At 71.3% G+C, this 24,753-nt stretch carries 28 protein-coding genes and 1 pseudogene; 11 read left to right on the forward strand and 18 right to left on the reverse strand.

Annotated features, from left to right (window positions below):
• Nucleotides 1-47: 47 nt before the first annotated feature.
• Nucleotides 48-1,307 carry a YncE family protein gene (locus B446_RS33000; protein WP_020943793.1) on the reverse strand — a complete coding sequence of 420 codons (1,260 nt, stop codon included), beginning with the start codon at nucleotides 1,305-1,307 and terminating at the stop codon, nucleotides 48-50.
• Between the two features lie 140 nt (nucleotides 1,308-1,447).
• Here B446_RS33000 and B446_RS33005 point away from each other — a divergent pair, with 140 nt between their 5' ends.
• Nucleotides 1,448-2,101 (forward strand): TetR/AcrR family transcriptional regulator, encoded by a 654-nt coding sequence (locus tag B446_RS33005; protein ID WP_020943794.1) that lies wholly within the window; start codon nucleotides 1,448-1,450, stop codon nucleotides 2,099-2,101.
• A 294-nt stretch (nucleotides 2,102-2,395) separates the two neighbouring features.
• The gene (locus tag B446_RS33010; protein ID WP_020943795.1) at nucleotides 2,396-3,421 is read left to right on the forward strand and encodes an alcohol dehydrogenase; all 1,026 of its coding nucleotides are present in this window, start codon (nucleotides 2,396-2,398) and stop codon (nucleotides 3,419-3,421) included.
• Between the two features lie 65 nt (nucleotides 3,422-3,486).
• Here the strand turns inward: B446_RS33010 and B446_RS33015 are convergent, their stop codons facing one another.
• Together B446_RS33015 and ctaD are read right to left on the reverse strand one after the other, a co-directional pair.
• Complete coding sequence (locus B446_RS33015) at nucleotides 3,487-3,822, reverse strand: hypothetical protein (RefSeq protein WP_020943796.1); 336 nt, start codon at nucleotides 3,820-3,822, stop codon at nucleotides 3,487-3,489.
• A complete protein-coding gene (gene ctaD / locus B446_RS33020) occupies nucleotides 3,819-5,513 on the reverse strand; it encodes a cytochrome c oxidase subunit I (protein WP_020943797.1) in 1,695 nt (564 codons plus the stop codon). The genes B446_RS33015 and ctaD overlap by 4 nt, the downstream gene beginning before the upstream one ends.
• Nucleotides 5,514-5,773: 260 nt before the next feature.
• Between ctaD and B446_RS33025 the strand changes: the two genes are divergently transcribed.
• From B446_RS33025 to B446_RS33035, 3 genes are all read left to right on the forward strand, one after another.
• Complete coding sequence (locus tag B446_RS33025) at nucleotides 5,774-6,421, forward strand: hypothetical protein (protein WP_020937791.1); 648 nt, start codon at nucleotides 5,774-5,776, stop codon at nucleotides 6,419-6,421.
• A 72-nt stretch (nucleotides 6,422-6,493) separates the two neighbouring features.
• Nucleotides 6,494-6,733, forward strand: a complete 240-nt coding sequence (locus B446_RS33030; protein ID WP_043474571.1) for a hypothetical protein — start codon at nucleotides 6,494-6,496, stop codon at nucleotides 6,731-6,733.
• Nucleotides 6,733-7,110: a hypothetical protein gene (locus tag B446_RS33035; RefSeq protein WP_020937789.1), complete on the forward strand. Its 378-nt coding sequence runs from the start codon at nucleotides 6,733-6,735 to the stop codon at nucleotides 7,108-7,110. Before B446_RS33030 ends, B446_RS33035 begins: the two co-directional genes overlap by 1 nt.
• A gap of 61 nt (nucleotides 7,111-7,171) precedes the next feature.
• Here B446_RS33035 and B446_RS33040 read toward each other — a convergent pair.
• A pseudogene (locus B446_RS33040) lies at nucleotides 7,172-7,456 on the reverse strand (alpha/beta fold hydrolase); the annotation flags it as partial.
• 66 nt (nucleotides 7,457-7,522) lie between these two features.
• Entirely contained in the window at nucleotides 7,523-8,374 is an 852-nt protein-coding gene (locus B446_RS33045; RefSeq protein ID WP_237751117.1) for a LysR family transcriptional regulator, read from the reverse strand.
• Nucleotides 8,375-8,449: 75 nt separating this feature from the next.
• On the opposite strand from B446_RS33045, the gene B446_RS33050 reads away from it, so the two are divergent.
• Together B446_RS33050 and B446_RS33055 are read left to right on the forward strand one after the other, a co-directional pair.
• Nucleotides 8,450-9,010, forward strand: coding sequence for a cupin domain-containing protein (locus tag B446_RS33050; protein WP_420010337.1), 561 nt, complete (start codon nucleotides 8,450-8,452; stop codon nucleotides 9,008-9,010).
• A 20-nt stretch (nucleotides 9,011-9,030) separates the two neighbouring features.
• Nucleotides 9,031-9,399, forward strand: a complete 369-nt coding sequence (locus B446_RS33055) for a DoxX family protein (protein WP_020937785.1) — start codon at nucleotides 9,031-9,033, stop codon at nucleotides 9,397-9,399.
• On the opposite strand, the gene B446_RS33060 is transcribed toward B446_RS33055, so the two are convergent.
• The 6 genes from B446_RS33060 to B446_RS33090 all read right to left on the reverse strand — a co-directional run bounded on the left by B446_RS33060 (nucleotide 9,396) and on the right by B446_RS33090 (nucleotide 16,470).
• Complete coding sequence (locus B446_RS33060) at nucleotides 9,396-9,581, reverse strand: hypothetical protein (protein ID WP_020937784.1); 186 nt, start codon at nucleotides 9,579-9,581, stop codon at nucleotides 9,396-9,398. The genes B446_RS33055 and B446_RS33060 overlap by 4 nt on opposite strands.
• Nucleotides 9,582-9,623: 42 nt before the next feature.
• Nucleotides 9,624-11,576, reverse strand: coding sequence for a molecular chaperone HtpG (gene htpG, locus B446_RS33065; RefSeq protein WP_020937783.1), 1,953 nt, complete (start codon nucleotides 11,574-11,576; stop codon nucleotides 9,624-9,626).
• 120 nt (nucleotides 11,577-11,696) lie between these two features.
• Nucleotides 11,697-12,386 (reverse strand): hypothetical protein, encoded by a 690-nt coding sequence (locus B446_RS33070; protein ID WP_020937782.1) that lies wholly within the window; start codon nucleotides 12,384-12,386, stop codon nucleotides 11,697-11,699.
• Nucleotides 12,387-12,533: 147 nt separating this feature from the next.
• A complete protein-coding gene (locus tag B446_RS33075) occupies nucleotides 12,534-14,396 on the reverse strand; it encodes a SpoIIE family protein phosphatase (RefSeq protein WP_020937781.1) in 1,863 nt (620 codons plus the stop codon).
• A 334-nt stretch (nucleotides 14,397-14,730) separates the two neighbouring features.
• Complete coding sequence (locus tag B446_RS33080; protein WP_020937780.1) at nucleotides 14,731-15,294, reverse strand: hypothetical protein; 564 nt, start codon at nucleotides 15,292-15,294, stop codon at nucleotides 14,731-14,733.
• A 288-nt stretch (nucleotides 15,295-15,582) separates the two neighbouring features.
• Complete coding sequence (locus B446_RS33090) at nucleotides 15,583-16,470, reverse strand: Rieske 2Fe-2S domain-containing protein (protein WP_043477329.1); 888 nt, start codon at nucleotides 16,468-16,470, stop codon at nucleotides 15,583-15,585.
• Between the two features lie 608 nt (nucleotides 16,471-17,078).
• Between B446_RS33090 and B446_RS33095 the strand changes: the two genes are divergently transcribed.
• Nucleotides 17,079-17,450, forward strand: coding sequence for an STAS domain-containing protein (locus B446_RS33095; protein ID WP_078614618.1), 372 nt, complete (start codon nucleotides 17,079-17,081; stop codon nucleotides 17,448-17,450).
• 148 nt (nucleotides 17,451-17,598) lie between these two features.
• On the opposite strand, the gene B446_RS33100 is transcribed toward B446_RS33095, so the two are convergent.
• The 6 genes from B446_RS33100 to B446_RS33125 form a co-directional block, all read right to left on the reverse strand.
• Nucleotides 17,599-17,778, reverse strand: coding sequence for a hypothetical protein (locus tag B446_RS33100; RefSeq protein ID WP_020937777.1), 180 nt, complete (start codon nucleotides 17,776-17,778; stop codon nucleotides 17,599-17,601).
• A gap of 568 nt (nucleotides 17,779-18,346) precedes the next feature.
• Complete coding sequence (locus B446_RS33105; RefSeq protein WP_020937776.1) at nucleotides 18,347-18,769, reverse strand: DUF3618 domain-containing protein; 423 nt, start codon at nucleotides 18,767-18,769, stop codon at nucleotides 18,347-18,349.
• A complete protein-coding gene (locus tag B446_RS33110) occupies nucleotides 18,766-19,137 on the reverse strand; it encodes a phage holin family protein (RefSeq protein WP_020937775.1) in 372 nt (123 codons plus the stop codon). Before B446_RS33110 ends, B446_RS33105 begins: the two co-directional genes overlap by 4 nt.
• A 285-nt stretch (nucleotides 19,138-19,422) precedes the next feature.
• The gene (locus tag B446_RS33115; RefSeq protein ID WP_020937774.1) at nucleotides 19,423-20,352 is read right to left on the reverse strand and encodes a serine hydrolase; all 930 of its coding nucleotides are present in this window, start codon (nucleotides 20,350-20,352) and stop codon (nucleotides 19,423-19,425) included.
• A 71-nt stretch (nucleotides 20,353-20,423) separates the two neighbouring features.
• The gene (locus B446_RS39350) at nucleotides 20,424-20,570 is read right to left on the reverse strand and encodes a hypothetical protein (protein WP_158506737.1); all 147 of its coding nucleotides are present in this window, start codon (nucleotides 20,568-20,570) and stop codon (nucleotides 20,424-20,426) included.
• A 235-nt stretch (nucleotides 20,571-20,805) separates the two neighbouring features.
• On the reverse strand, nucleotides 20,806-21,384 hold the full coding sequence (locus tag B446_RS33125) for a hypothetical protein (protein WP_020937773.1): 579 nt from the start codon (nucleotides 21,382-21,384) through the stop codon (nucleotides 20,806-20,808).
• A 148-nt stretch (nucleotides 21,385-21,532) separates the two neighbouring features.
• Here B446_RS33125 and B446_RS33130 point away from each other — a divergent pair, with 148 nt between their 5' ends.
• From B446_RS33130 to B446_RS41005, 3 genes are all read left to right on the forward strand, one after another.
• Nucleotides 21,533-22,156 carry a TetR/AcrR family transcriptional regulator gene (locus B446_RS33130; RefSeq protein ID WP_020937772.1) on the forward strand — a complete coding sequence of 208 codons (624 nt, stop codon included), beginning with the start codon at nucleotides 21,533-21,535 and terminating at the stop codon, nucleotides 22,154-22,156.
• 184 nt (nucleotides 22,157-22,340) lie between these two features.
• A complete protein-coding gene (locus tag B446_RS33135) occupies nucleotides 22,341-22,814 on the forward strand; it encodes a hypothetical protein (RefSeq protein ID WP_020937771.1) in 474 nt (157 codons plus the stop codon).
• A gap of 808 nt (nucleotides 22,815-23,622) precedes the next feature.
• Nucleotides 23,623-24,018 (forward strand): restriction endonuclease, encoded by a 396-nt coding sequence (locus B446_RS41005; RefSeq protein WP_420010336.1) that lies wholly within the window; start codon nucleotides 23,623-23,625, stop codon nucleotides 24,016-24,018.
• Nucleotides 24,019-24,050: 32 nt separating this feature from the next.
• Here the strand turns inward: B446_RS41005 and B446_RS33145 are convergent, their stop codons facing one another.
• A complete protein-coding gene (locus tag B446_RS33145; RefSeq protein WP_020937769.1) occupies nucleotides 24,051-24,641 on the reverse strand; it encodes a DUF4232 domain-containing protein in 591 nt (196 codons plus the stop codon).
• Between the last annotated feature and the right edge of the window lie 112 nt (nucleotides 24,642-24,753).

Consider the following 24,753-nt stretch of genomic DNA (forward strand, 5'->3'; position numbering starts at 1 on the left):
GCCGGTGCGCGGCCTCCGGGGACCCGCCCGGAGGCCGCGCCGGCCCGTCAGTTCCCCGACGGGCCCGTCCAGTCGGCCCGCACGTGCCCGACGCGTACCCGCTGCGGATGGTCGCCCACCGGGACCGACGTCACCTTCTCGCCGGTCGCGAAGTCGATCGCCGTGACCTGGTCGGCCCCGCTCTCGGAGATGACGCAGTCCTTGCCGTCGCCGCTGACCGTGGCCCAGTACGGCTTGGACGCGGTGACCAGCGGGCCCTCCTGGAGGGTGGCGCGGTCGACCACGGTGGCGTAGTCGTCCATGGTGCCCGCGACACACAGCTTGGTGCCCTCGGGGTTCATCGAGAGGCCGTGGTGGCGTGAGTCGTTGACCCAGGTGGTGCGGTCCTCGCTGGTCGCCGGGTTCTTCGGCAGCGTCTTCACCCGGGTGATCCGGTCGGCGGCGACGTCGTACTCCAGGAAGCCGTTGAAGAAGGAGACCTGGAAGTACAGCTTCGACTCGTCGGGGGAGAAGACGGCCGGCCGTACCGCGTCGGAGAAGTTCTTCAGGCCGATCGCGTCCAGCCGCTGGCGCATGTCGATGACCTTGACCTGCTTGTACGTGGTCGCGTCCACCACCGTGATGTGGCGGTCGCCCTTGGTCCAGTCCCAGCCGGGGTCGTCCAGGGACGTGTTGACGTCCCCGATGGACATGTTCCAGAGGTACTTGCCGTCCTTGGTGAAGATGTTCTCGTGCGGCTTGTCGCCCGTCGCGAAGGATCCGAGCTGCCGGCCCGTGGCGATGTCCAGCACGTGCACGGTGTTGGCGGTGGAGGCGGACACGGCGACCCGGGTGCCGTCCGGGGAGACCGCCATGTGGTCGGCCCGGTAACCGGCCACCGGGAAACGCCAGTTGATTTTTCCGGTGGCCAGGTCGATGGAGACCACGTCCGCGAAGCTCGGCCGGGAGACGACGACCGAGCGGCCGTCCGGGGTGGAGTACATGTCGTCGGCGAACTGGTCGTGACCCTCGCCGACGCCGTTGCGGATCGCCGTGAAGTAGATCCACTTGATCGGGTCCGCGTTGATCTCGGCCATCCGCTGGGCCTTGTCCGGGATCACGTCGACGCGGCCGATCTTCGCGAAGTCTCCGGAGGACCGGATGACATCGGCGGTGCCGTCCCAGTTGTTGCCGACGAACATCACCTCGCGCAGACCGGTTCCCGTGGACGCGGCGGTCGTGGCGGAGGCGGCGGTCGCGGGGGCGGCGACGGTCAGCGCGAGGGCGGCGGCGACGGAGCAAAGGTGCCTGGTTCTGGAGGCAGGCATGACTGCTCTCTTTCCTCGGGGAAATCTGAACACGGGCGCTTTCACAGTCGACTTACTGAAAAGTAAGGAGAGTGCGGGCTACTCGACAAGATGTGTGCACGACAAGATTGGGAGCCGGTGGGTGAACGGAGGGGGTGCGCGTGACGGGCAGGCTCAGGGCGCCGAAGGGCCGCTACGGCGGCAGGTCCGCCGAGGAACGCCAGGCCGAGCGGCGCCGCCGGTTCCTGGACGCGGCGCTGCGGCTGTTCGGCGACAGCCCGGGCTTCCGGCAGACGACGGTCGCCGCGCTGAGCCAGGCCGCCGGCCTGTCCACCCGGCAGTTCTACGAGGAGTTCCGCACCCTGGAGGACGTGCTCGCCGCGCTGCACCTGGAGGTGAACGGCTGGGCGGAACAGGCGGTGCTGGACGCGCTGGCCGCGGCCGAGGGTCTGCCGCTGGCCGAGCGGGTCGCCGTACTGTTCCGGGCCTACGCCCGTGACGTCACCTGCGACCCGCGCCGGATCCGGATCACCTTCGTCGAGATCATCGGCGTCAGCCCCGCGCTGGAGGAGCAGCGGCTCGCCCGCAGGGCCCGCTGGGTCGACCTGATCCGAGCCGAGGCCGACGCCGCGGTGGGGCGCGGGGAGGCGGCTCCGCGCGACTACCGGCTCGCGGCCACGGCCTTCATCGGCAGCGTGAACGGGTTGCTGCACGACTGGAGTGCGGGGTGGGTGGACGCGAGTCTCGACGAGGTCGTCGACGAGCTCGTGCGGCAGTTGCTGGGGATTCTTCGGCCGCAGGGGTGGCGGGGGTGAGGGGACCGGCGCCGCCTTTCCGGCCGCCGCCGTCATCGGCTCTCGCCGTGGGGCGTCCCCGCCGTTGCCGGCCGTGCCGCCGTCGTGTGGCTGCTCGCGCAGTTCCCCGCGCCCCTTTCTGGGGACGGTCTCGTCGTTTTTCGGCTTGCGGTGCCGTCGTGGCTGGTCGCGCCGTTCCCCGCGCCCCCGGGGTGGGGGCGTGCCGTTCCTCGTGGCTCCGGCTCGGCGCGCGGGATCGGGGCTGAGCTGGTCTGCTGGTTGGGGGGCCTTTGTACCCGTTCTCCGGAGACACGCATGAGTACGTATCGAGCCGCGCAGGTCACCGCCCCTAACGGCACGTTCGAGCTGGTCGAGCGGGAGGTGCCGCAACCGGGACCGGGCCAGGTGAGGATCGCCGTGGAGGCCTGCGGGATCTGCCACAGCGACGCGCTCTTCGTGAGCGGCGGACTACCCGGCGTCTCCTTCCCCGAAGTGCCCGGGCACGAGATCGCCGGCCGTGTCGAGGAGCTGGGGCAGGGCGTGCACGACCGCGGCTGGCGGGTCGGCGACCGGGTGGCCGTCGGCTGGTTCGGCGGCAGCTGCGGCCACTGCCGGCCCTGCCGCCAGGGCGACTTCATCGTGTGCCCCAACCTGACCGTCCCGGGCTGGGCCTACGACGGGGGCTTCGGCGAGAAGGTGATCGTGCCGGTCGACGCCCTGGCCCGCATCCCCGAGGGAATCTCGGCGAGCGACGCGGGCCCCATGGCCTGCGCGGGCGTGACCACCTTCAACGGGCTGCGGCGCAGCTCCGCGCGGCCCGGCGACCTGGTGGCCGTGCTCGGCCTCGGCGGTCTCGGGCACCTGGGGGTCCAGTACGCGGTCGCGATGGGCTTCGAGACGGTGGGCATCGCCCGCGGCCCCGAGAAGGCCGACTTCGCCAAGCAGCTCGGCGCCCACCACTACGTGGACAGCACCTCCGGCACCCCGGTCGCCGAGGCGTTGCAGTCGCTGGGCGGCGCCAAGGCCGTGCTGGCCACCGCCGGCAACTCCGAGGCCATCGCGGACACCGTGGACGGCCTGGCCCACCGTGGGGAGCTCGTCGTCATCGGCGCGGACACCGACCCGCTCGGCATCAGCCCGGTGCAGTTGCTGCTGAGCGGCCGCGTGGTCCGCGGTCACCCCTCGGGCACCTCGCAGGACGTGGAGGACACCATGGCCTTCAGCGCCCTGCACGGCATTCGCCCGATGACCGAGTCCGTCCCGCTGGACCGCGCGGACGAGGCCTACCGGAAGATGCTCGCCGGCACGGCCCGCTTCCGGATGGTGCTCGACTACACCTGAGACACCCGGTACGGCTGAGGCGCTCGGGCCGGCCGGGCGGGCGCGGCGGGCCGAGGCGCCCCCGCTCAGCCGGCCGCGAGCGCCAGCAGGCCCGTCGCCGCCAGCAGGGCAGCGCCCAGTACGCCCCAGGCGACCAGCCGCTTCCGTAAGGTCCGGTACCTGCTCTCGTAGGCGTGCCGCAGCTCCTCGGCGCGCTCGGCGGTGCGGCGCCACGAGGTCCGGGCCATGAGCAGGTACTCCGACTCGAAGTGCCGCTCCAGATCGTCCCGTTGGGTGTCGGTGAGCCAGCCCAGGCGGTCGGCGACCCGGGCTGCCGCCGTACGGCCCTGCTCCCGCGCCGCGGCGAGCAGCAGATGGCCCTCGACCTGCTGCACCAGCGTCCTCTCGTCCCCCGTGTTCATCGCGCGGTCAGCTCCCTCGCCCGGTCCTCAGGCCGCGGGTGGTGCAGGTCGAACGCCGGGGACTCGCTGCGGATCCGGGGCAGCGAAAGGAAGTTGTGCCGGGGCGGCGGGCAGGAGGTCGCCCACTCCAGCGAACGGCCGTAGCCCCACGGGTCGTCGCTCTGGACCTTCTCGCCGTACCTCGCCGTCTTCCAGACGTTGTACAAGAACGGCAGCATGGAGGAGCCGAGCAGGAACGAGAAGATCGTCGACACCGTGTTGAGGGTGGTCAGCCCCTCGACCGCGAGATAGTCCGGGATCCGGCGCTGCATGCCGTTCACGCCCAGCCAGTGCTGGACCAGGAAGGTGCCGTGGAAGCCGACGAACAGCGTCCAGAAGGTGATCTTGCCGAGGCGCTCGTCCAGCATCTTGCCGGTCATCTTCGGCCACCAGAAGTGGAAGCCGGAGAACATCGCGAAGACCACCGTGCCGAAGATGACGTAGTGGAAGTGCGCCACCACGAAATAGCTGTCGGAGGTGGCGAAGTCGAGCGGCGGCGAGGCGAGCAGCACGCCGGTCAGCCCGCCGAACAGGAACGTGACCAGGAAGCCCAGCACCCACAGCATGGGTGTCTCGAAGGACAGCGAGCCCTTCCACATGGTGCCGATCCAGTTGAAGAACTTCACGCCGGTGGGTACGGCGATCAGGAACGTCATGAAGGAGAAGAACGGCAGCAGCACACCGCCGGTGACGTACATGTGGTGGGCCCACACGGTCACGGACAGGCCGGCGATGGAGATGGTCGCGGCGATCAGGCCCATGTAGCCGAACATCGGCTTGCGGGAGAAGACCGGGATGACCTCGGAGACGATGCCGAAGAACGGCAGGGCGATGATGTACACCTCTGGATGGCCGAAGAACCAGAAGAGGTGTTGCCACAGCAGGGCGCCGCCGTTGGCCGCGTCGAAGACATGGGCGCCGAACTTACGGTCCGCCTCCAGGGCGAACAGCGCGGCGGCCAGGACGGGGAAGGCCAGCAGGACCAGGACCGCGGTCAGCAGCACGTTCCACACGAAGATCGGCATGCGGAACATCGTCATGCCCGGTGCGCGCATGCAGATGATCGTGGTGATGAAGTTGACCGCGCCGAGGATGGTGCCGAACCCGGAGAAGGCCAGACCCATGATCCACATGTCCGAGCCGATGCCCGGCGAGCGGACCGCGTCCGAGAGCGGCGAGTAGGCGAACCAGCCGAAGTCGGCGGCGCCCTGCGGGGTGAAGAAGCCGCCCACCGCGATGGTCGAGCCGAACAGGTAGAGCCAGTAGGCGAACATGTTCAGCCGGGGGAAGGCGACGTCGGGGGCGCCGATCTGCAGCGGCATGATCCAGTTGGTGAAGCCGGCGAACAGCGGGGTGGCGAACATCAGCAGCATCACGGTGCCGTGCATCGTGAACAGCTGGTTGTACTGCTCCTTGGAGACGATCTGCAGGCCGGGGCGGGCCAGCTCGGCACGGATCACGAGCGCCATGACGCCGCCGAACAGGAAGAAGAGGAACGACGTCGTCAGATACAGCGTCCCGATCGTCTTGTGGTCGGTGGTCGTCAGCCACTTCACCACGACGTTGCCGGGCTGCCTGCGCCTGAGGGGCAGCTCGTCGGCATACGCGTCCTCGACTGCCGCGGAGCCCGGAGGTTCGTTGAGGATGCTCACAGGTGATCCGTCTCCCGAGGGGTGTGCGTAGGTCCGCTCGCGCCGTCGCGTCGGTCACCGACCATCCTGGTGGCGTGAGGGCCGGACGAGGGGCGGTGAGCGGTCCGGGCACGGCCGATCGCATGACGGATGCACCCGGACGGAGCAGTGCGAGTGCGTCGACGATCGGGTAGCGAGCCCCGGTCGAAAACCACCGCCTCCGTCGGAGCTGCGGAGGTAGCCTCGGCGATGCCGTTGGCCGACGGGGGAGGGGCTGGAGTATGCAGGGGCAGGACTGGACCGAACGCACGGACGAGCTGTTCGAGGCGGCGATGTTCGGTGGGGACGCGTCCGCGCTGGACAGGTCCGACGGCATTCTGGACGCGGTCGAGGCGCCGCTTTCCATGGCGCGCGCCAAGGTGCTGCACGTCCGCTTCCTCGACGACCGCGAAGAGAACAGCCAGGAACTCGTGTTGTTCGAGCGCGCGGCCGAGTTGTACAAGCGGCTGGGGGACGTGTCCGGTGAGGCGGACGCGTTGTTCTGGGTCGGCTGCTGGCACCAGGTGGTCAAGGGCGACGACGCCGTCGGCAGGCCGTTCTTCGAGCGGTCGTACGCGCTGGCGAAATCCGTCGACGACCGCAGGACGATGTCCTACGCGATTCGCCACCTGGGCTTCGCCGACAAGAACACGGGCCACTTCGAGCAGGCCCTCGAGCGCTTGACCGAGTCGGTGACCCTGCGCCGCGAGATCGGCTTCAAGCCCGGGGAAGCGGCCGGGCTGGTGGCGCTGGCCTACCTCGCGGCTGAAACGGGGGATCCTTCAACGGCGTTCCACCACCTCGACGAGGCCCGGTCCGTCGCCGAGAGCTGCGATGCCAAGGCCGTGCTGGGGTGGATCGAGCAGGCCCACACGCACATCCGCTCCTAGGATCCGGCGGGCGCCCCGCCCCGGCCGCTCCGAGGCGTCATGCGGCATGGTAACAGCTGTTACCATGCCCGTATGGCGAAGACACAGCTGGGTGCGCGGGTGGATCAGGACGTGGCGGAACTCGCGAAGAGGCGCGCCGCCGACCTGGGGCTGAGCATCGGGGACTACCTGGCCAGACTGGTGCAGGACGACGCCAGCGGCCTGCGCGCCCGTGCGGTGGACGCGGCTGCCCGCTTCCTGGCCGAGCACCAGACTGTCTTCGACGAGGCGGAACAGGCAGAGCGGACGCCGCGGGGAGCGAACGCCGCCTGATGGAGCTGCACATCGACGTTCCCTGGATTTTGCAGGTCGCCGAGGCCGCCGGGGCGGACGATCCGGCCCCCGACGACTACGGCGTCCCCGTGTCGGCGGTCGCGCGCCACCGGGCCGAGCTGTTCGAGCAGCCCGTCTACGACGGCCCCTACGCCAAGGCCGCCGCCCTGGTCCACACCATGGGCCGGTGCCGTTGGCTGGAACGCTCCAACCTCGCCGTCGCCGCCGCCACCGGCGTGATGTACCTCGAAGCGGCCGGTATCTCCGTCAAGCCCGCCCGGGAGCACGCGATCGCCCTCAAGGATCTCCTCCTGGACCCCGCCTGCACCGTCGGCAGGATCGCCGCCCTCCTGCGGACCTGGCCCACCGCCACCTGACGCCCCGACCGCGGTCGGTCCCGACGCACGACCGCGCGAACGGGGCCGCCGCCCTCCGTCCTCAGGGGACGGCCGGTCGTCCCACCCGCCGGATGGGCATCATCGTCTCCGTCGCCTCCTGCCCGAGGTGATCCAGGATCAGCCGGTTCACGAGAGCCGGCTTCTCCAGCGGTACGAGATGCGAGGCGCCGGGAACGACGGCCAGTTGGGAGCCGGGGACGGCCCGGTAGAGCGCGGTCGCGGCCATGTCCTCGTACGACAACGGGCCGGTGACGTCCGGGGTGCGCCCATGGGCACGCCGTTCGGGAAGGAACAGACGGTACGCGGCGGCGAGGTCGCCCCGTCGGCCCAGTCGATTCCGCGTTCAGTCGGTGTCTCGGAGGATCCGGCGGAGCCGCAGCGGCGGCCGTGCTCAGCGCCGGTACGCCGCCGTGGCGATCTCGACGAGGGACCGGATCAGCGGGTTGGTGTCACCCTCGTTCCACACCGCGACCACTCGACTCGGGGCCATGTCGGTCAGCGGCACGACGGCCAGTTCGCCCGGCAGGTCGTGGCCGAGCGGAGCAAGGCCCACGGTGCCGTTCCACAGCACGGCCTGCAGGCACTCCTGGACGGCGCGCACCACCGGACCCTCGCGCCGGGTGCCGCCGTTCCAGTAGGCCTGCCACACGGGATCGGTGCCCTCAGGGAACTGGAACCAGCGGCGGTCGCTCAGCTCGGCCAGCCGCAGCCGGTCGCGGCCGGCGAGCGGATCGTCGGCGCGCAGGACCACGCCGACCGGATCGGCCCGCAGCGTGCGCACCGTCAGCGCCGTCTCGTCGAACGGCGCGCGGGTCAGGGCGATGTCGACAGTTCCGGCGCGCAGCCCGCACGTCGGGTCGGTCAGGTCGGCGTCGCGGACGCGGATGTCGACACCGGGGTGGTCACGGCGGTAGGCGGCGGCCAGCCTTGACACCCCCGGGTCGGTGCCGTCGCCCAGGATGCCGACCGTGATGCGCGTGTCGCCGGCCGCCGCACCGACGCGTACCCGGACCCGCTCGGCGTGGTCGAGCAGGGCCCGCGCCTCGTCGAGGAGCACCGCGCCTACCGGCGTAAGCGTGACGCCGGTGGGTGCGCGGTCGAAGAGGGGCGCCCCGATGTCGGCCTCCAGCCGCTTGATCGCCCGGCTCAGCGGCGGCTGACTCATGTGCAGCCGAGTGGCGGCCCGGCCGAAGTGGAGTTCTTCGGCGACGGCCACGAAGTAACGCAAGGTCCGCAGCTCCACCCTGCGACGATACCCAGCGGGTATCGGCCTCGCGGAACGGGTCTTGGACAGGAGCGGGACCGTGGCGGTGGACTCGTGCACATGACCGAAGAAGCGAAAGCCGCCCAGCCGCAGACCGACGCTCGGCAGACCGACGAACCACCGAAGGACCGATCACAGACCCACTATTCGCAGACCTCCCCGGGCGTGTCGGTGGTGGGCCCCGGCGGCGGCGAGACGATCGTTCTGGGCCCCACGCGTATGCGCGTCCTGGAGGACGGCAGTCACACCGGGCACCGCCTCGCGATCGCCGAGTCCGTGCTCGCGCCGCACACCCAGGGGCCGCCGCAGCACCGCCACGCCCGGCACGACGAGGGCTTCTACATCCTTTCCGGAACCGTACGGTTCACCGTCGGGAACGAGGAGTACGACGCCTCCGCGGGCACGCTCGTGATGGTCCCGCCCGGTACCCCGCACACCTTCGCCAACCCGTCCGACGAACCCGCCGTCATGCTCAGCACCTTCACCCCCGACCTGTACGTGCAGTACTTCCGCGACCTCCAGGAAGTGCTCGCCGACGGCCGGCCGCTGACGCCACGGGCCAACGCCGACGCGATGAGCCGCTACGCGACCGAGCCCGCCCCCGGCCTCACCTGAAGCCGACGGGAACCGGAACGATGAACATCGCCTACTGGATCGTCGCGGGACTCCTCGCCCTGTTCTACCTCTACGCCGGGACGCTGAAGGTCATCCGCACCCGTGACCGGCTCCGGCCGATGATGGCCTGGGTCGACCGCGTGCCGCTGCCCGCCGTCAGGGCGCTGGGAGCGGTCGAGATACTCGGCGCGACCGGTCTGGTCCTGCCGCCCTTGACCGGCGTCGCGCCCGCGTCGGCGCCGGCCGCCGCCCTCGGCTTCGTCCTCCTGCAGACCGGTGCCATGGCCGTCCACCTGACGGGCGAGGACCGCCGGATCGCACTCAACATCGCCCTCGCGGCCACCGCGGCCGTGACCGCCTGGCTGGCGACCGGTCCCCTCACCCACTAGGCGCCCCTCAGGGAAAACGTCTCGTCGTGGCAGAGCAGTTCCCCGCGGCTGTCCTGTGGCGCCGTGTAGTGCGTGGCGGCGCTGCTGACAGTTCCGATCACCGCCGCGCCCGCCCGCGCCGGGAACGGCGACGGGACCCGCTGGGCCGCGGCCAGCAGGCCCGCCCAGGTCAGCGCTGACACCGCTGACCTGGGCAACTGCCGCGCCGACGTCGGCCTACCCGGCTACAGCGCGCGCTGCAGACGGTCCGCCATCAGCTTGACGAACCGCGCCGGCTCCTTCGGCTGGCCGCCCTCGGCGAGTACGGCCAGGCCGTACAGGAGCTCGGCGGTCTCCGCGAGCGCCGTGTGGTCCTCGCGTTCCGCGTAGGCCTGGTTGAGGCCCTTCACCAGCTGGTGCTGGGCGTTGAGTTCCAGGATCCGCTTGGCGCGGGGCACCTCCTGGCCCATCGCGCGGTACATGTTCTCCAGCGCCGGGGTCAGGTCGTCGGCGTCGGACACCACGCAGGCGGGGGAGACGGTCAGCCTTGACGACAGACGGACCTCCTTGACGTCCTCCCCCAACTGCTCCGTCATCCAGCCGAGAAGCCCGGCGTACTCCTCGCCCTGCTTCTTCTGCTCGTCCTCGGACGCTTCCGTGTCCTCGGCGTCGAGGTCGATGCGGCCCTTGGCGACGGACCGCAGGTTCTTCCCCTCGAACGTGCCGACGGCGTCGGCCCAGACCTCGTCGACGGGGTCGGTGAGCAGCAGCACCTCGATGCCGCGGTCCCGGAACGCCTCCATGTGCGGGGAGTTCTCGATGCTCTGCCGGGACTCGCCGGTCAGGTAGTAGATGTCCTCCTGCCCGTCCTTCATCCGCTCCAGGTACTGCTTGAGCGTCGTCTGCTCGCTGTCGTGGTGGGTGCTCCCGAAGGACGCCACGGCGAGGAGGGCGTCGCGGTTCTCCGGGTCGGTGACCAGCCCCTCCTTCAGGACGGTGCCGAACTCCCGCCAGAACGCGGCGTAGCGGTCCGGGTTCTTGGCCATCATGTCCTTGACGGTGGAGATGACCTTCTTCGTCAGGCGACGGCGGATCATGTCGATGTGACGGTCCTGCTGAAGGATCTCGCGGGAGACGTTCAGCGAGAGGTCCGCCGCGTCGACGACGCCCTTGACGAAGCGGAGGTACGGCGGCAGCAGCGCCTCGCAGTCCTCCATGATGAGCACCCGCCGGACATAGAGCTGCAGCCCACGCCGGTAGTCGCGGTTGAACAGGTCGAAGGGGGCGTGCGCGGGCAGGAACAGCAGCGCCTGGTACTCGAAGGTGCCTTCCGCCTGGAGCCGGATCGTCTCCATCGGGTCGCGCCAGTCGTGCCCGACGTGCTTGTACAGCTCGTGGTACTCCTCCTCGGACACCTCGTCCCGGGAGCGCGCCCACAGGGCCTTCATGGAGTTCAGCGTCTCCGGCGCGGGCGCCGCCTGCTCCTGGCCCTGGTCCTGGTCCTGGTCCTGCGAGCCTTCGCCGTCCGGGCCCGTGCCCTCGGGCGTCATGCGGATGGGCCAGGTGATGAAGTCCGAGTACCGCTTGACGATCTCCCGGATCTTGTACGGGGACGTGTAGTCGTGCAGCTGGTTGTCCGGGTCGGCCGGCTTGAGGTGGAGGGTGACCGAGGTGCCCTGCGGTGCGTCGGCGACCTTCTCCAGCGTGTACGTGCCCTCACCGCGTGACGTCCAGCGGGTGCCCTCGCTCTCCCCGGCGCGCCGCGTCACCAGGGTCACGGCGTCCGCCACCATGAAGCCGGAGTAGAAGCCGACGCCGAACTGGCCGATGAGCCCCTCCTCGGCTCCTTCCTTCGCCTCCTCCTTGGCCTCCCGCAGTTCCTGGAGGAACTGGGCGGTGCCCGAGTGGGCGATCGTGCCGATCAGCTGCCCGACCTCGTCGTAGGACATGCCGATGCCGTTGTCGCGCACGGTGAGGGTACGGGCGTCCTTGTCGGCATCGAGCTCGATGTGCAGGTCGGACACGTCGGCGTCGAGGGAGTCGTCCCGCAGCTTCTCGAGGCGCAGCTTGTCCAGCGCGTCGGAGGCGTTGGAGACGAGCTCGCGGAGGAAGACGTCCTTGTTCGAGTAGACGGAGTGGATCATCAGCTGCAGCAGCTGACGGGCCTCGACCTGGAACTCGAAAGTTTCGGCTGGCATGTTCGCGTATACCTCTCAGGACCTGTCATCGGACAACCGGACAACTGGCTCAGTCAGTGAAAACAACGTCGGACGTGAAGAGCGGGGGCGTCGCCTCGGCCCCGCCCCCGCCGCCGTCGGCTAACCGGGGTCGGTCGCCGGCGTCGAGAGGGCGTCGAGTCGGGCGGCGAGGTCGGGGTGAGCCCCCAAGTGGGGCCGGGCGGCGTTCAGGGGGGCGACGAGTGCGGCGGGATCGTCCTGGCCGAGGGCCGCGTCGAGTGCGCGCACCGGACGGCGGGCGGCGGCCGGGAGATCGGTGAGCGCGGTGATCTGGCCGGCGATCCGGCGCAGGTCGGCCGCGTTGCTCCGGGCCCAGGCGCTGGTACTGCGCTGGGCGGCGCGGTGTTCGCGGGTCGCCTGTACGCGCTGTTCGCCGGTGGTTCCGGCGGGGCCGGGCCGGTTGCGAAGGTAGCGGCGTTCGGCGGCCTGACGGCTGGCGACGCCGAGCGGCTGGGCGAGGTCGGCCCAGCTGGCACCCGCGTCGCGGGCGGTCTCGATCAGACCGGTCTCCCAGCCGGCGAGCTGCTCACGGACGTGACGCAGCAGCAGCAAGGAGGCCAGGGCCCGTTCCGGGCCGTTCCCGGACGGGGCGGAGGCGCCGGACACGGTGGAAGCACCGGGCGCCTGCCGCTGGGCGGTCCGCAGCGCGTCGTCTATGGCCTCCAGGGCCGCCGCGGCAGCGAGGAACGACGCCGGGCCCCGGGTGTCGAGGCGGTCGGCGGGGTCGGCGGCGTCTGTGTCCGTTCGGTCCGGTCGGTCCGCTGTCGGCATGGCACCTCCTCGATTTCGTCATCGCCTGGATGACCCTGCGGTTCGTCATCCGTTCGATGACAGCGTAGACGATTCTGCGAACGCGTCGGCAATTTTCCCCGGACCGTTCGGCCGCGACCGCCTCGCCGACCCGCTCGCCCCTCCCCGTCATACGTCGGGAGTGCGGGGAGGGTCCAGCGCCTCGCGGGTGTCGCGGGTGGGGTCCCGCACGGGAGCCTGTTCCTGCAGTGAGCCGGGGGCGGCCCGCTCGGGAGCGGCGGGGCTCCGGGCGCTCTGGGGCGGTGGCGGCGGGCGGTGGTCGTGCGGTGTGCCGGCCCCGACGGGAGGCAGCCGCAGGGCGAGCAGGGCGGTGTCGTCACCGCGCGGGTCGAGGCGTTGAAGAAGCTGGTCGCAGAAGTCGTCGACGGTCCCGGTGCGCAGTCGCCGGGCGAGGACGGCGGCATGGTGGCTGAGCCTGGCCATCCCCGCGTCGATGGGACGCTCCCGGCTCTCGACGAGGCCGTCGGTGTAGAAGAGCACGGTGGAGCGCGCGGGCAGGTCCTCGCGCGCGTCCGGCCAGGTCAGGCCCAGGTGCATGGTGGCGCTCATGCCGATCAGCGGCCCGTGGCCGCGGGTGAGGAAGCGGGTGTCGCCCTCAGGGGTGATCAGCAGCGGAGGAGGATGGCCGGCGTTGACCCAGTGCAGCTGCCACGGTCCTCCCTCGGGACCTTCGACGCGGGCGAAGACCAGCGTGGCCATCGGCGCGTCGCTGGTGTGCGTCACCGCCTCGTCCAGCCGCCGCATGATCACGCTCGGCGGTTCCCCATGGGTCCAGGCGAGCGCGCGCAGCATGTTGCGGACCTCGGCCATGTGGACGGCGGCCTGGAGATCGTGTCCCACCACGTCCCCGATCACCAGGGCCATCACGCCGTCCGCGAGCAGGAAGGCGTCGTACCAGTCCCCGCCGATCTCCATGGCGCGCTGCGCCGGCAGGTAGCGGGCGGCCATCCGCAGGTGGTCGACCTGTGGCAGCGGGGCCAGCAGTTGGCGTTGCATGGTCTCCGCGACGTTGCGCTGCTCCTCGTACAGCTGGCTGTTGTCCAGCACCAGCGCGAGCCGGCGCCCGATGTCCGCGAGCAGCCGCGTCTCGCCCTCGGGCGGCGGACGGGTGTCCCCGGCCCGCGCCACGGTCAGCACCCCGTAGTACCGCCGGCGGGAACGGATGGGTACCGCGGTGGCCCAGCGGCCACCGAGCCGGTCGAACAGGATCCGGTGGCCGGCCGCGAGCGCCGCACCCGCGTCCACCAGGTGACCGGCCTCCAAAAGGACCGGCTGATCACCGTGAATGATCTCCGGCCGCTGCCGGGCCGTGGCCAGCGGTCCCGTGAGTTCCCTGGCACGGTCAGGTTGAGCGGGGCTGTGCACCGCGACGCGCCGCGGGATGCCGGAGTGGGCGTCGACGAGGTCGACGGCGGCCCAGAGCCCGAGTTCCGGCACCAGCAGGGGGAGCAGCGCACGTGCCGCGGCGATGGCGTCCATGGTGGACATCAGCACCGAGGAGACCTCGGCGAGCAGGTTCAGCCGGTTGGTGAGCGCCTCCAGCGCGGCGGTGTGGGCGATCGCCCGCTCCTCGGCGTCACGGTGCAGGCTGAAGTCACTGAAAACGATCACCACCCCGCCGGACGTCTTCCCGGGCCTGAGGGGTGTCGCCGACCAGATGATCGGCAGCAGGACGCCGTCACCGCGCAGGAAGTACTCCTCGCTTCCCTCCACGGCGTCCCGGCTCCCGGCCAGGGGAGTGCGCAGCAGGCACCGCTCACGCGGTACGGGACTCCCGTCGGGGCTGCGATGGAGCAGGTCGTGCGCGTCGTGCCCCAGCATCCGCGCCACCGGCCGGCGCAACAGGCGCTCTGCCCACGGATTGACATAGGTGATCCGCCCGGCCGGGTCCAGGGTGAAGACGCCGGCACCCAGATCGCGCAGGACCTCATCCGCGAAGCCGGGATCCCGCTCACCGCCCGAACCGGTCATGAGCTACCACTCCTCGTGACCAGGCTCTCAGAAAACAGCCCCACGCACGCCCCCGGCCTTGGGGCCGTAGAACCCGCGCCAGGCGGTGGCCGTGACCCGGGCCCGGTCGCCGACCGCGCGGGCCGTCCGTGCCGGCAGGAGGGTCCGGGTCCAGCAGGCACCCGCGAGCGTGGCCTCGGGAGCGCCGGGATCGGGGTCGCGCTCGGTATGCCGGCCGGCCGCGGAGGCCGCCCCCGTGCAGTGGCCACGACGTCCGGACTCCCGTGTGCCTCGGCCCCGCGGCACCCCTCGTCCGGGGCGCAGCCCGATCGGCGCCGCAGCCGGTGACGGAACCTCAGGAGCCGGTCAGCTGCGATGCGCTGGGTACCTTGTCCTTGACCTCGGCGCCCGCGCTCTTGCCGGCCTCCTTCACCTTGTTGATGACGTCGTTGTAACTGCTGACGGTGTCATCGGTGTTGCCCTTGCGCAGTTTCGACGGCAGCTGCTTCAAGGACTCGATGCCCGCGTTCAGGGGCGCGAGGGCCTTGGAGAGGGCGGGGTCGGCCTTGGCGTTGCGGACGGCTGCCTTGAGCCGGTTGTACGTGAACGCGCCTGCGAGGGCGCCTTTCACGAGAGCAACCCTGCGGCCGTGGGCGCCCTTCTTGAACTTGCCTGCCCTGTACGGCTTGACGATCCACTGGTAGGTCGCGCCGGCAGCCAGCGCGGCGTCCGCGACGAAGCGCGTCTTGGCGAACCTGCGCTTCTCCGCCGTCGTACTCGGACTGGGTGTGGGATCGGTGACGGCGACGGTGGCCGCGCCCCGCACGGTGTGCTGGGGGGCGGCATGGGCCGTCGAACCCGCCAGCAAGGCGCAGCACATGATGGACGCCACGACCAGGCGTCGTATCGGTACGGGCATGATGCTCCTCCCCGGAGCGAGGGGGCGGGGAAACCGCTTCAACGGCAGCACATCATCGACGCGCGCCGCTCTTCTCAGGCTGGCCCCCTTCGATCGCTTGCGCCACTCGGGTGATGGGGCCGCCACGGACGAAGCCGCGAGCGCACGCACAGCGCACCGGAGGGCTCGCGAACACGGCAACGGGGCGGCGGTCGCCACCACTTGCGCGCTCCGCCGCGATCGGCCGCCGACCGCGACTGGTATCACGGCCCGGCTGCCCGCACCAGGCCGTGACCGCGAAGTCCCGGCCTAGTGGCCGCGCAGCCGGACCTCCACCTCGCCGTCGACGATCCGGGTGTCGAAGGCGGGCTGCGGTGCGGTGGCCGGGCCGCGTACGTTCCAGCCGTCCGACAGCCGGAACACGCTTCCGTGCCAGGGGCACTCGACACATCCGTCGGCGACGACGCCCTCGGACAGCGGTCCCGCAAGATGACTGCACCGTTCGGCCAGGGCGTGTACGACCCCGTCGGCTTCGCGGACCACGAGCACCGGCACGTCGTCCACGCTGCGCCGTTCCGGCCGGCCTTCCGAGAACTCGGCCAGGGCCCCGACACGGTGCCAGCCCTCCGAGACGACGTGGGGAACCTCTTCCGCGTGATTGGCGCCGGACGCCTGCCGGTAGGCCAGGTGGCCGCCCAGCATGCCGCCGATCCCGACGGCCGTCAGCCCCAGGAAGCCGAGGGCACGGCCCCGCGCGGTGCGTCCCTTGACGCGGTAGACCAGGGAGGTCGCGTAGAGCCCGGCGGCGACCGTGTTGGCCAGGGAGTGCGCCAGGCCGACACGCTGCTGCTGTGGATGCAGTTCCGCCCAGTCGACCGCCCCCGTCACCGCGGCGGGGCCGGTCGCGGCCAACCCGACTCCGATCAACAGGCCGGCCTCGCGTGACCGGCCGGGACACAGGTCGAGCAGCGCGGCCGAGAACCAGGCGCCGATCGGCACCTGGACCATCAGCGGATGCACCGGGTGGCCCAGCCACTTGCCGTGCAGCAGGTCCCGGCCACGGCCCAGGGGCAGGGACCTGACGCCGCTGCTGAGCTTGTCGATCACCGCGTCCGCGCGCGGCTCCCGCTCCAGGCGGTCCAGGAGCCACAAGACCCGATTCTGACCTGTCCGGCGACGAGGGGGTGCTGTAGTCATGAGCAGCCGGGTCCCCGTCGGCATGAGCGGCAAACGGTCCCCGGCCACCGGGCGGGTGTGCCGTCATCTCGGCCGGCCGTGTGACCGTGGCGGCGACGCCCCTGACAGCCGGCCGCAACCGCGCGGTCAGCGGGATCCCGTTCGACGACCCGGCCGCGGCCCGGGCGCGGCCGGGTCGACATGCTGCCCGGCTGGGACCCACGGATCACCGCGCTGATCGCGGCCTGCGACGACACCGTCGTGCCGCGGTGCGGCACCGCTCCCCCCCACGGGTCCGACCTGGCCGTCGACGCCAGGGACGGGGTGCCGGCACGGCCCGGCCCGACGGCGCCCTGCCCGGTCCCCGAGGGCGGTGAGGGCCGCCGGGAACGGGGTCCGGGCAGGTCTGGCGCCGGCAGCCGCTGTGTGACACGCTCGAAGGGAACCAGTCTGGTCTGGTGGCGACCCCGCGCCCCTCTTCGCCGTGGACGGAGGAAAGGGCGGTGGCCGGCGCAGGGTGTCTCGCTCGGCTGTGAGCGGCACTGGTGTGTCGCGCGCTTGACGGCCTACTTCCGGCAGTGGGAGCCGACCGTGATGGGCTTTGATCCCGAACGGCGGTGTTCTGTCCCATGCCTTCTGTCGATGTGTACGTCAGTGATCTCTCCGACCGGACCGTGATCACGGTGGTCGGTGACCTCGACTTCGATGCCTGTCCGCAGGTCAGTGAGGTCACGGACCGGGTGAACGTCCGACACCGCATTCTGTGCCTCGACCTCGCGGGCGTGGCGTTCATGGACGCCAGCGGCCTCGGCCTGCTGCAGACCCTGAACCGGAACGCCGGCATACACGGCGGACACCTGGAGCTGTCCGGTCTCCAGGCGCAGCCCCGGCACGTCCTGGACCTCACCGGCACCCGCGCCCAGTTCCACATGACGACACCCCGCCCACCGGGCCCGCGCGGCCCGGCCGCCGTCCTGCCCGTACAGCACGCGGCTCCCTGACCGGTCGGCGGGCAGGGGAGCCCGCTGCCTCGCCGGTGCCGTCCCGCCCGTGACGGACGCCGGGGCGCACGAGGTCGTGCCGTGCGAGCCGGCCCGTGGACGTCCCCACGTAGCGGTCGGGGCGACGAAGCGACGGCCGCCCGGACAGTCACGTTCCCGCCGTGCAGCGCCAGAAGTCCCGCATCAGCGGGGGAGGGGCCGGGTCGACCATCGCCACCTGGGTCAGCAGGATCGTCACCGTCCCCGTGGACGGGACCAGGTGGGCCGTGATGGACTCCCGTGTCATCGGCGCCGAACCGCCGACGTCCAGCGACCCGACGGCGACCACCTCGACGTCGTCCCCCCCGGGCCACCAGCGCCACGGCCCCGGGGACCGCCCCCCGGTCGACGTACCGTCGCAGGGTCTCGTGCAGATCGCTCATCAGCGGACCTCTTCCCGACAGACGCGGCGGGACGCGGTGCCCCGCCCCGTCCTGACGACAGACACCCGGCGATCCGGGAACTCATCGCCGCGAGGGCCGGAGCCCCCAAGAGCCCTGCCATCCCCGTACCGACGGGCGCAGACGCGCCGCCGCCCCTCGCGCGGCCTCGGCCCCGGCCCTCGTCGTGGGGCCGGGGCCGAGCGCTGTCCGCCGACCTGTACGGCCAACGGGGGAGGGGGCCTGAGGCGGCCGGGGGCCGGGGGGCCGGGTAGGGAGCCTGAGGAGCCGGGGGGCGGCGAGGGAGCCTGGCGTGACCGAGGGGGCCGGTGACCGTGTCCGCACCGGCCCCCTCTCCGTTCCCCGGCCGTCCGGGTCAGCCGGGCCGGCTGCCGGTCACCGGGCAGGTGGCGCGTACCGGCGGGAGCCCAAGGCGGAACCCGGCGCTTGACGGCCGGTGCGGGACGCCGCCGCGCGTCACCTCTTCTTGCGGCGGATCAGCCACACGAGCGTGCCCGCGGCGGCGGCCGCGACGAGCAGTTGGCGGTTGCCGCGTGCCTTGTGCAGGCCCTGGGCCGTGGTGGCCCGTGCCTGCCCGGCGGCCTGGACGGCCCGCTCCCTGACCGGGTCGGGCAGCTTGTCCTGGACGCGGGACGCGGCTTCGGCAGCCTTGGCCTTGACCTGCTCGGCCTTGAGTGCGGCTTGTTCCTTCAGCTCCCCGGCCTTCACGGCGGCCTGTTCCTTCATCTCGGCGGCCTTCTCCTGCGCGCGGGCCTTGACGTCGGTCTTGGCCGCGAGCGCCTGGACGGTGTCGCCGAGCTCGTGTCGGGTGTGCTCGATCTGCTCGCGCAGTTCCTCCGGGCTCTGCGCGGTGGGCTCGTCGTGAGGCGGCTGCGTCATCGGTGGGCACTCTCCTTGATCTCGGCCACGTCGGCCTTCACGTTCTCGATCGTCTCCTCGGGCGCGGGCGGGGCGGCCGAGGAGACCTCCTTCTTCCCGGTCAGCGCCATCACCGCGGCGACCAGGCCGAGGACCGCGGTCACGATGAGGCCCGCGGCCCACACCGGCAGTGCCACCGCGAGCGCGGCGATGACGGTGGCCACCAGGGCCTCCAGCATCAGGAACCCGACCAGTCCGGCACCGCCGAACAGCCCGCCGCCCTTGCCGTAGCGCTTGCCCTTCTCCTTCATCTCCGCCTGCGCCAAGCGCAGTTCCCCGCGCACCAGCTCACTGAGCTGCTGCGAGGCACGCTGCACCAGCTCACCCACCGGCTCTTGCGCCGACGCCTGCGCCGACGCCTGCGGCGCCGGCCGGCTCGTATCGTGGCGCGGCTGCGTATCCGACGACATGGCGATCACCTCCCGTCACTCTGCTGCTCCAGTTGGGCCGGAAAACGCCGTCGACGTCTTCCTGTGACGGCGTGAGTACCCCCGACGGGCCGGTTCAGGGCAGCAGTGTTCGAACTGATCACCTGTGGTGCCGCCTGGGCCGGCATGCGCGGGCCGCGGCGGCACCACCGGGCCGCCCTTCAGGGCTGGACGTCAGGCCGGCCTTCAAGGGGACGGGCGCCGCCGGTGAAGGTGTTCGACCGCCAGTCGGGCCGCCGCACCGAGGACTGAATCGGGCGGCAGGGTTCTCCGGCCCGGTCGGGCCGGTCGGCCCGGTCGGGTGAACACCGCCACGGCGAACCGGGAACCGTCCGGGTACTCCACGACCCCCACGTCGTTGCTGGCGCAGCCGGGCAGGGTTCCCGATTTGGCTGCCACCCGCACCTCGCCGCCGAACCCGGTGGCGATCTTCCGGGTCAGCCGCTGCTGGCCGAGCAGGGTGCGCACCGCCCGGCAGGCGGCTGCGGGGCCGGCCCGGTCGAGCCAGATCAGTTGCAGCAGGGCCGCCATCTGCCCGGCAGTCGCGCTGGTGATGCGGCCGGGCCGCAGGGACGGTGAGGTCAGGGCGCGCTCCCAGATACGGTCGGCGTCCGCGGGGGAGGCGGATTCGCTCATCGCGCGGGCCATGTCGGCCCAGCCCGCGTGGCCCGTGTCGCGGCCGATGGCGTCGAACTCCTGCTGGATCGTCCCCGCCAGCCGTATCCGGTCGAGGCCCAGGCGACCCAGCCGGTCGTGGACGCGGGACAGTGACACCCGGCGTATCAGCAGGTCGGTCGCGGTGTTGTCGCTGATGGTGAGCATCATCCGGGCGGCATCGCGCAGGGACACCTCGGCAACGTCCTCGAAGATGCAGAATCCCTGGCCGCCGGGCGTGGCCCGCGCCGGCGAGAGGAGGACACGTTCCGTCGGATCGAGCATCCCCTCGGCGCCCTGGCAGAACAGCTCCAGCGCCACCACGATCTTGAATGTGGACGCGGCGACCATCGGTTCGGCGTCCCCGAACATCACCCGGTTCTCACTGTCGACGTCCAGGGCGGCCACACTGCCTTCGCACCCGGCCTCGCTGAACACCTGCCGCAGTCTCCGTTCGATCATCCGGCCACGATGACCCGCCCCTCGGGCGCATCACGGGTGGTTCGCCTACGGCGAACCGAACGCAGTGGGCGCTATTGGAGGCTGAGGGTGCGTGTGATCCCGGCGCCGACGGTCGTGGCGAGAACCCAGCCGACGGCGATCAGCTGGCCGACGCCCGTGACCGTCAGGGGCAGTTCGGGCCTTCCTGGACGGTGCAGCTCACCTGTCAGGGGGTCCAAGCGCCGCTCTCCCGGCGGATGCGGAACCCACCCGTTCCAGGAACCGTCGAGGTAGGTCCGGTTCGTCCACAACGCGTGGTCGGTGCCGACGACGAACTCCTCCTTGTTCCCGTTCAGGTGTGGTGGTTGTGCCGGGGCAGGGCGGAGAGCCCGAACCCCGTGTGCACATGACGAGTCGATCACGGGCCTACGGGGGAGGGCCACGCACAACTACCGGCAGAACGGCAGCGGTTGTTCAGCTGCGGGATGCCTTGTCGGCTTGGCTCAGGCGGAGTGCGGAGACGAGGAAGAAGACCCCGCCGAGGAAGGCGTAGCCGGCGAGGCTGCTCAGGGAGGGGTCGCTCTTGCCGGCCTGGGCGATGAAGGAGGCTCCGGCGAGAGTGGAGATGCCTCCGCTGGCGATCATCGGCCACTGACCCGCCATCCCGCGTCGCAGGAGGCCGACGACCAGCTGGACCAGGCCCGCGGTGATGGCCCAGGCTCCCCAGACCCGCAGCACGGCCGGGATGCCCGAGGTGGTGGCGGCGACCAGTCCCGCGGTGGTGAGGGAGCTGAACGCGATGTTCACGTGGAGACCGCGCACGGGCCCGCGCCTCGCCTTGGCGGACCTGGCGTCGACGACCGCGCACGCCACGTCGAACGCGGGGTAGATCACCAGCAGTGTCGTGCTGAGTGGGTTCAAGGTGTGGGCGGAGGCAAGCAGCAGCGCGGCCCACACCGTGGCGAACGCGAAGCGCAGAAGGTAGAGGCGGCGTAGCGCTGCGGTGCCGCCCGCGATGGGGGCGGGGGCCGGGGCGGCGACGGAGGAGTCCATGAGGGGTCCTTTCGGCGAGGGCGGCAACGCAAGCCCAGCGCGGTGAAGGCGTGAGGGAGAACGTTCGTTCTTCCCTTCATTTAAGAGGTCCTCTTCTCCCGCTGTCAAGACCGAACGTTCTCCCTCACCCGGCTGGTACGGTGAGGCCATGAGTACGGGCACAGAGGGCGGGAGCATGTCTGAGGCACGGGCGCGGCTGCTCGACACGGCCACCCGGATCTTCTACGCCGAGGGGATCCACTCCGTCGGCGTGGACCGGATCATCGCGGAGGCTCAGGTCACTCGCGCGACCCTGTACCGGCACTTCAAGGGAAAGGAGGAGTTGATCCTTTCCTACCTCCAGCGGGCCGATCACGGCATGAGGGGCCAGGTGGCTGCCATCCGAGAACAGGGCCTGTCGGCGCCCGACACGGTCCGCGCCGTCAGCCGGTCCATCGCCGAGGGCATCCAGTCCGCCGGGTTCCGCGGATGTGCCTTCCTCAACGCGGCGGCCGAGTATCCCGAGCCCGGGCACCCCGTCCACCGGGCCGTGCTGGACCATCGGCACTGGTTCCTGGAGACCGCCACACAGCTCCTGGAAGACGCCGGCTGTGCTCCCGCCGAAGTGGCGGGCCGGCACTTCGTCATGCTCCGGGACGGCGCCATGGCGGCCGGCTGCCTGTCCGACCCGAAGCCGGTCTGTGAGACCTTTCTGCACGGCGTCGAGGGCATCCTGCGGACGGGTACGGCGTCAGCGTCTGACTCGGACGGCCCCGGCACCCCGTCCGCATGACCATCCGACTGTGAACCAGGCGACCCGCGATCAGGTTGCCCGGCCGTCGCCCTCGGTGTCGAGTCCCTCTCCTGGCGGCCGAAGGACGGTGACAGAAGTGGCCCGTCTGACAACGCGGGGCCGCAAAGCCCTCCGGTTTACGTCGGAGGCGTTTGCGGGCCGGGCGAGGGGCAACGCGCAGTCCATGACTGAAGCGAAATCCGGAACCAACAGTAAGCCGGCCGCCTCACGTGCGACCGCGGGCAAGGCGCGGCACGCTGCCGACAAGGCGACCGCGCCCGCCGCCGGGGCCGTGAAGGGCGCCGCGGACAAGGCGACTGACACCGCGTCGGCCGCGAAGTCGGCGGCCGTCTCCGGGGCCGAGCGCTCGGCCGAGACGGTCGGTTCGACGGCACAGGGGATGGCCCGAGCGGTCGAGTCCGGTCGTCAGACGCTGGTCGCGACGACCGGGCAGGTCGCGGCCACGGCCAAGGCGGCCACCGTGCAGGTGGCCACCACGGCGAAGACGGCTCTCGCGGTGATCGCCCACCGCAAGCTGATCGCCGCCGGTGTCGGTGCGGGTGTGACCGCGCTGACGGCCGCCTCCTACGCGGCGGGCCGCCGTTCGAGCCGTCACAGCCACGGCCCGATCACCCGGCTGACCGGCGGCCGTATCTGACGCCCCGTTCGGGCGGTGGGCCCACGGGCCCACCGCACGGCTCCGCACCCGTCACTCGTACGTGCGCCCCTCTCCGCCGACTCGCGGCACCGTCACACCCCACGCTCCGTGCGTCGCGTTCCGAGCCCGCCTCCGCGATCACCGCCGCGAGCATTTCTCGTCCCCGGCACTGCTACCGACGCACATCTTCGAGTCCGGCGACCATCCGCGCCCGGACCCATCTCCGGGCGTTCCGAGTCGGATTCCTCCGGATCGCGTGGGGTGGCGTCATGGTGAAACGTTCCGCCTGGGGCACTAGCCCAAGTGATCTTCATCGGAAGTCTGCTTGGGAGGAACGTCCATCGTGACTGTGCCTACTCGCCCGTTGCGTCCTGCGCGTCGTGGCCCGCGCTTCGATCTGCGTACGACGGCCTGGTTCTTCGTTCTTCTCGCTCTGCTGCTGAGCCTTGGCGGGGTGATCGCCCGCACCGCCGCGCAGGCCGCACAACGCCGCCCCGTCTGGGCGGTGATTCTTCTGCTGCTGGCCTCGGCCGCTGTGATCGCCGGTCACCGGGGCCGGCGCCGGTGGTCGGCCCGCAGAGCGTTGCGCCGTGCCACCGAAGCTCTTGAGGCGGCGGCGGAAACGGCGGCTCACTCGCTGCAGGAGCCTGCCGTGGCCGCTGCCCCCGTTGAGGCGGTCGCCCCGCCTGTGGCGCCGGCGCCGGCACCGGCGTGGGAGCCGGCGACGCCGGCGGCAACGACCCCGGCAGCGGGCGTCGCGCCTGCGGAGGAGACCCTGCTGCTGGATGCCGCTGTCGTTCCGCAGGTGATGGACTACGCGGTCCTGGACCCCGATGAGTTCGAGCGGGCGATAGCCGAGCTGTGTGTCCGCGACGGATGCACGGACGTCGAAGTGGTCGGCGGAGCGGGCGACTTGGGAGCGGACGTCCTCGCGGTGGCCCCGAGCGGACACCGCCTGGTGGTGCAGTGCAAACGGTACGGCGAGGGCAACAGGGTCGGCTCGCAGGACCTCCAGCGTTTCGGCGGTACCTGCTTCACCGTCCACGAAGCCGACATCGCCGTCCTCGTGACCACCGCCGACTTCACGGCACCGGCCCTGGAGTACGCCGAGCAGTGCGGGATCGTGTGCATGGACGCCGAGGCCCTCACGGCGTGGCATCTGGGCACGGGGCCCAGCCCATGGGAGACGTCCTACGAGGCGTGAACCCCTGCTTCGACGACATGGTCTCGTCGAGCTCAGTCGTTGACGGGGATCCGGCGGGCGAGGGCGGTGACCCGGAGGTCTCCATGGTCCACCCACTGGGGGAACTCCAGCGTCTTGTGGCTGGTGGCAGCGGGAGGAGTGACCTGGAGGTAGGCGGCGTGGACGGCGTCCGGGGTGCCGGAGTCGGCGTGGGTCCACGATATGACCGCCTCGGCACTCTGGCCCTGCCGGAGGGTGAGAGTGGACTTGGCCGGGCTCCTGGCGTACCAGGTGTCGCCCCAGTGGGTGGTGGAGTGCAGCGTCCGGTGAGCGGCGTTCTCCAGGCCAAGGCCGGGGTAGCCACGCAGCAGGCAGGTACGGGCGCTGGTGTTCTTCAGCTTGAGGACCACACCCTGGTGGTTCATGCCGCCGGCCAGGCCCCGGCCGAAGGAGGCGGTCAGGGCCGACACGGAGCAGGTCGGCGTGGTGGCCGAGGCGGCCTGCGCGACCGCGGTGCCGGTCGCGCACAGCCCGGCGGCGGTCATCGCGGCCAGCGCCGCGCGCGCGATGCGCGAGTGGCCGTACAGCGCGGGGCGGGTGTCCTCAGCGGTGCGGTGCGGGTGGGCGCGGTACTGCTTCGTCATGACGAACCTTCTCCTTCGAACCTTGGTCGTCGGCCTGCGATTCGGTCTTCTCAAGGTGTGATGCTTCGCGCGCTGAGAATGTTCGGGCGAATTCGCGCCGGGCTGCGATGGC

This window comes from Streptomyces collinus Tu 365, from assembly GCF_000444875.1.
Lineage (GTDB): Bacteria > Actinomycetota > Actinomycetes > Streptomycetales > Streptomycetaceae > Streptomyces > Streptomyces collinus_A.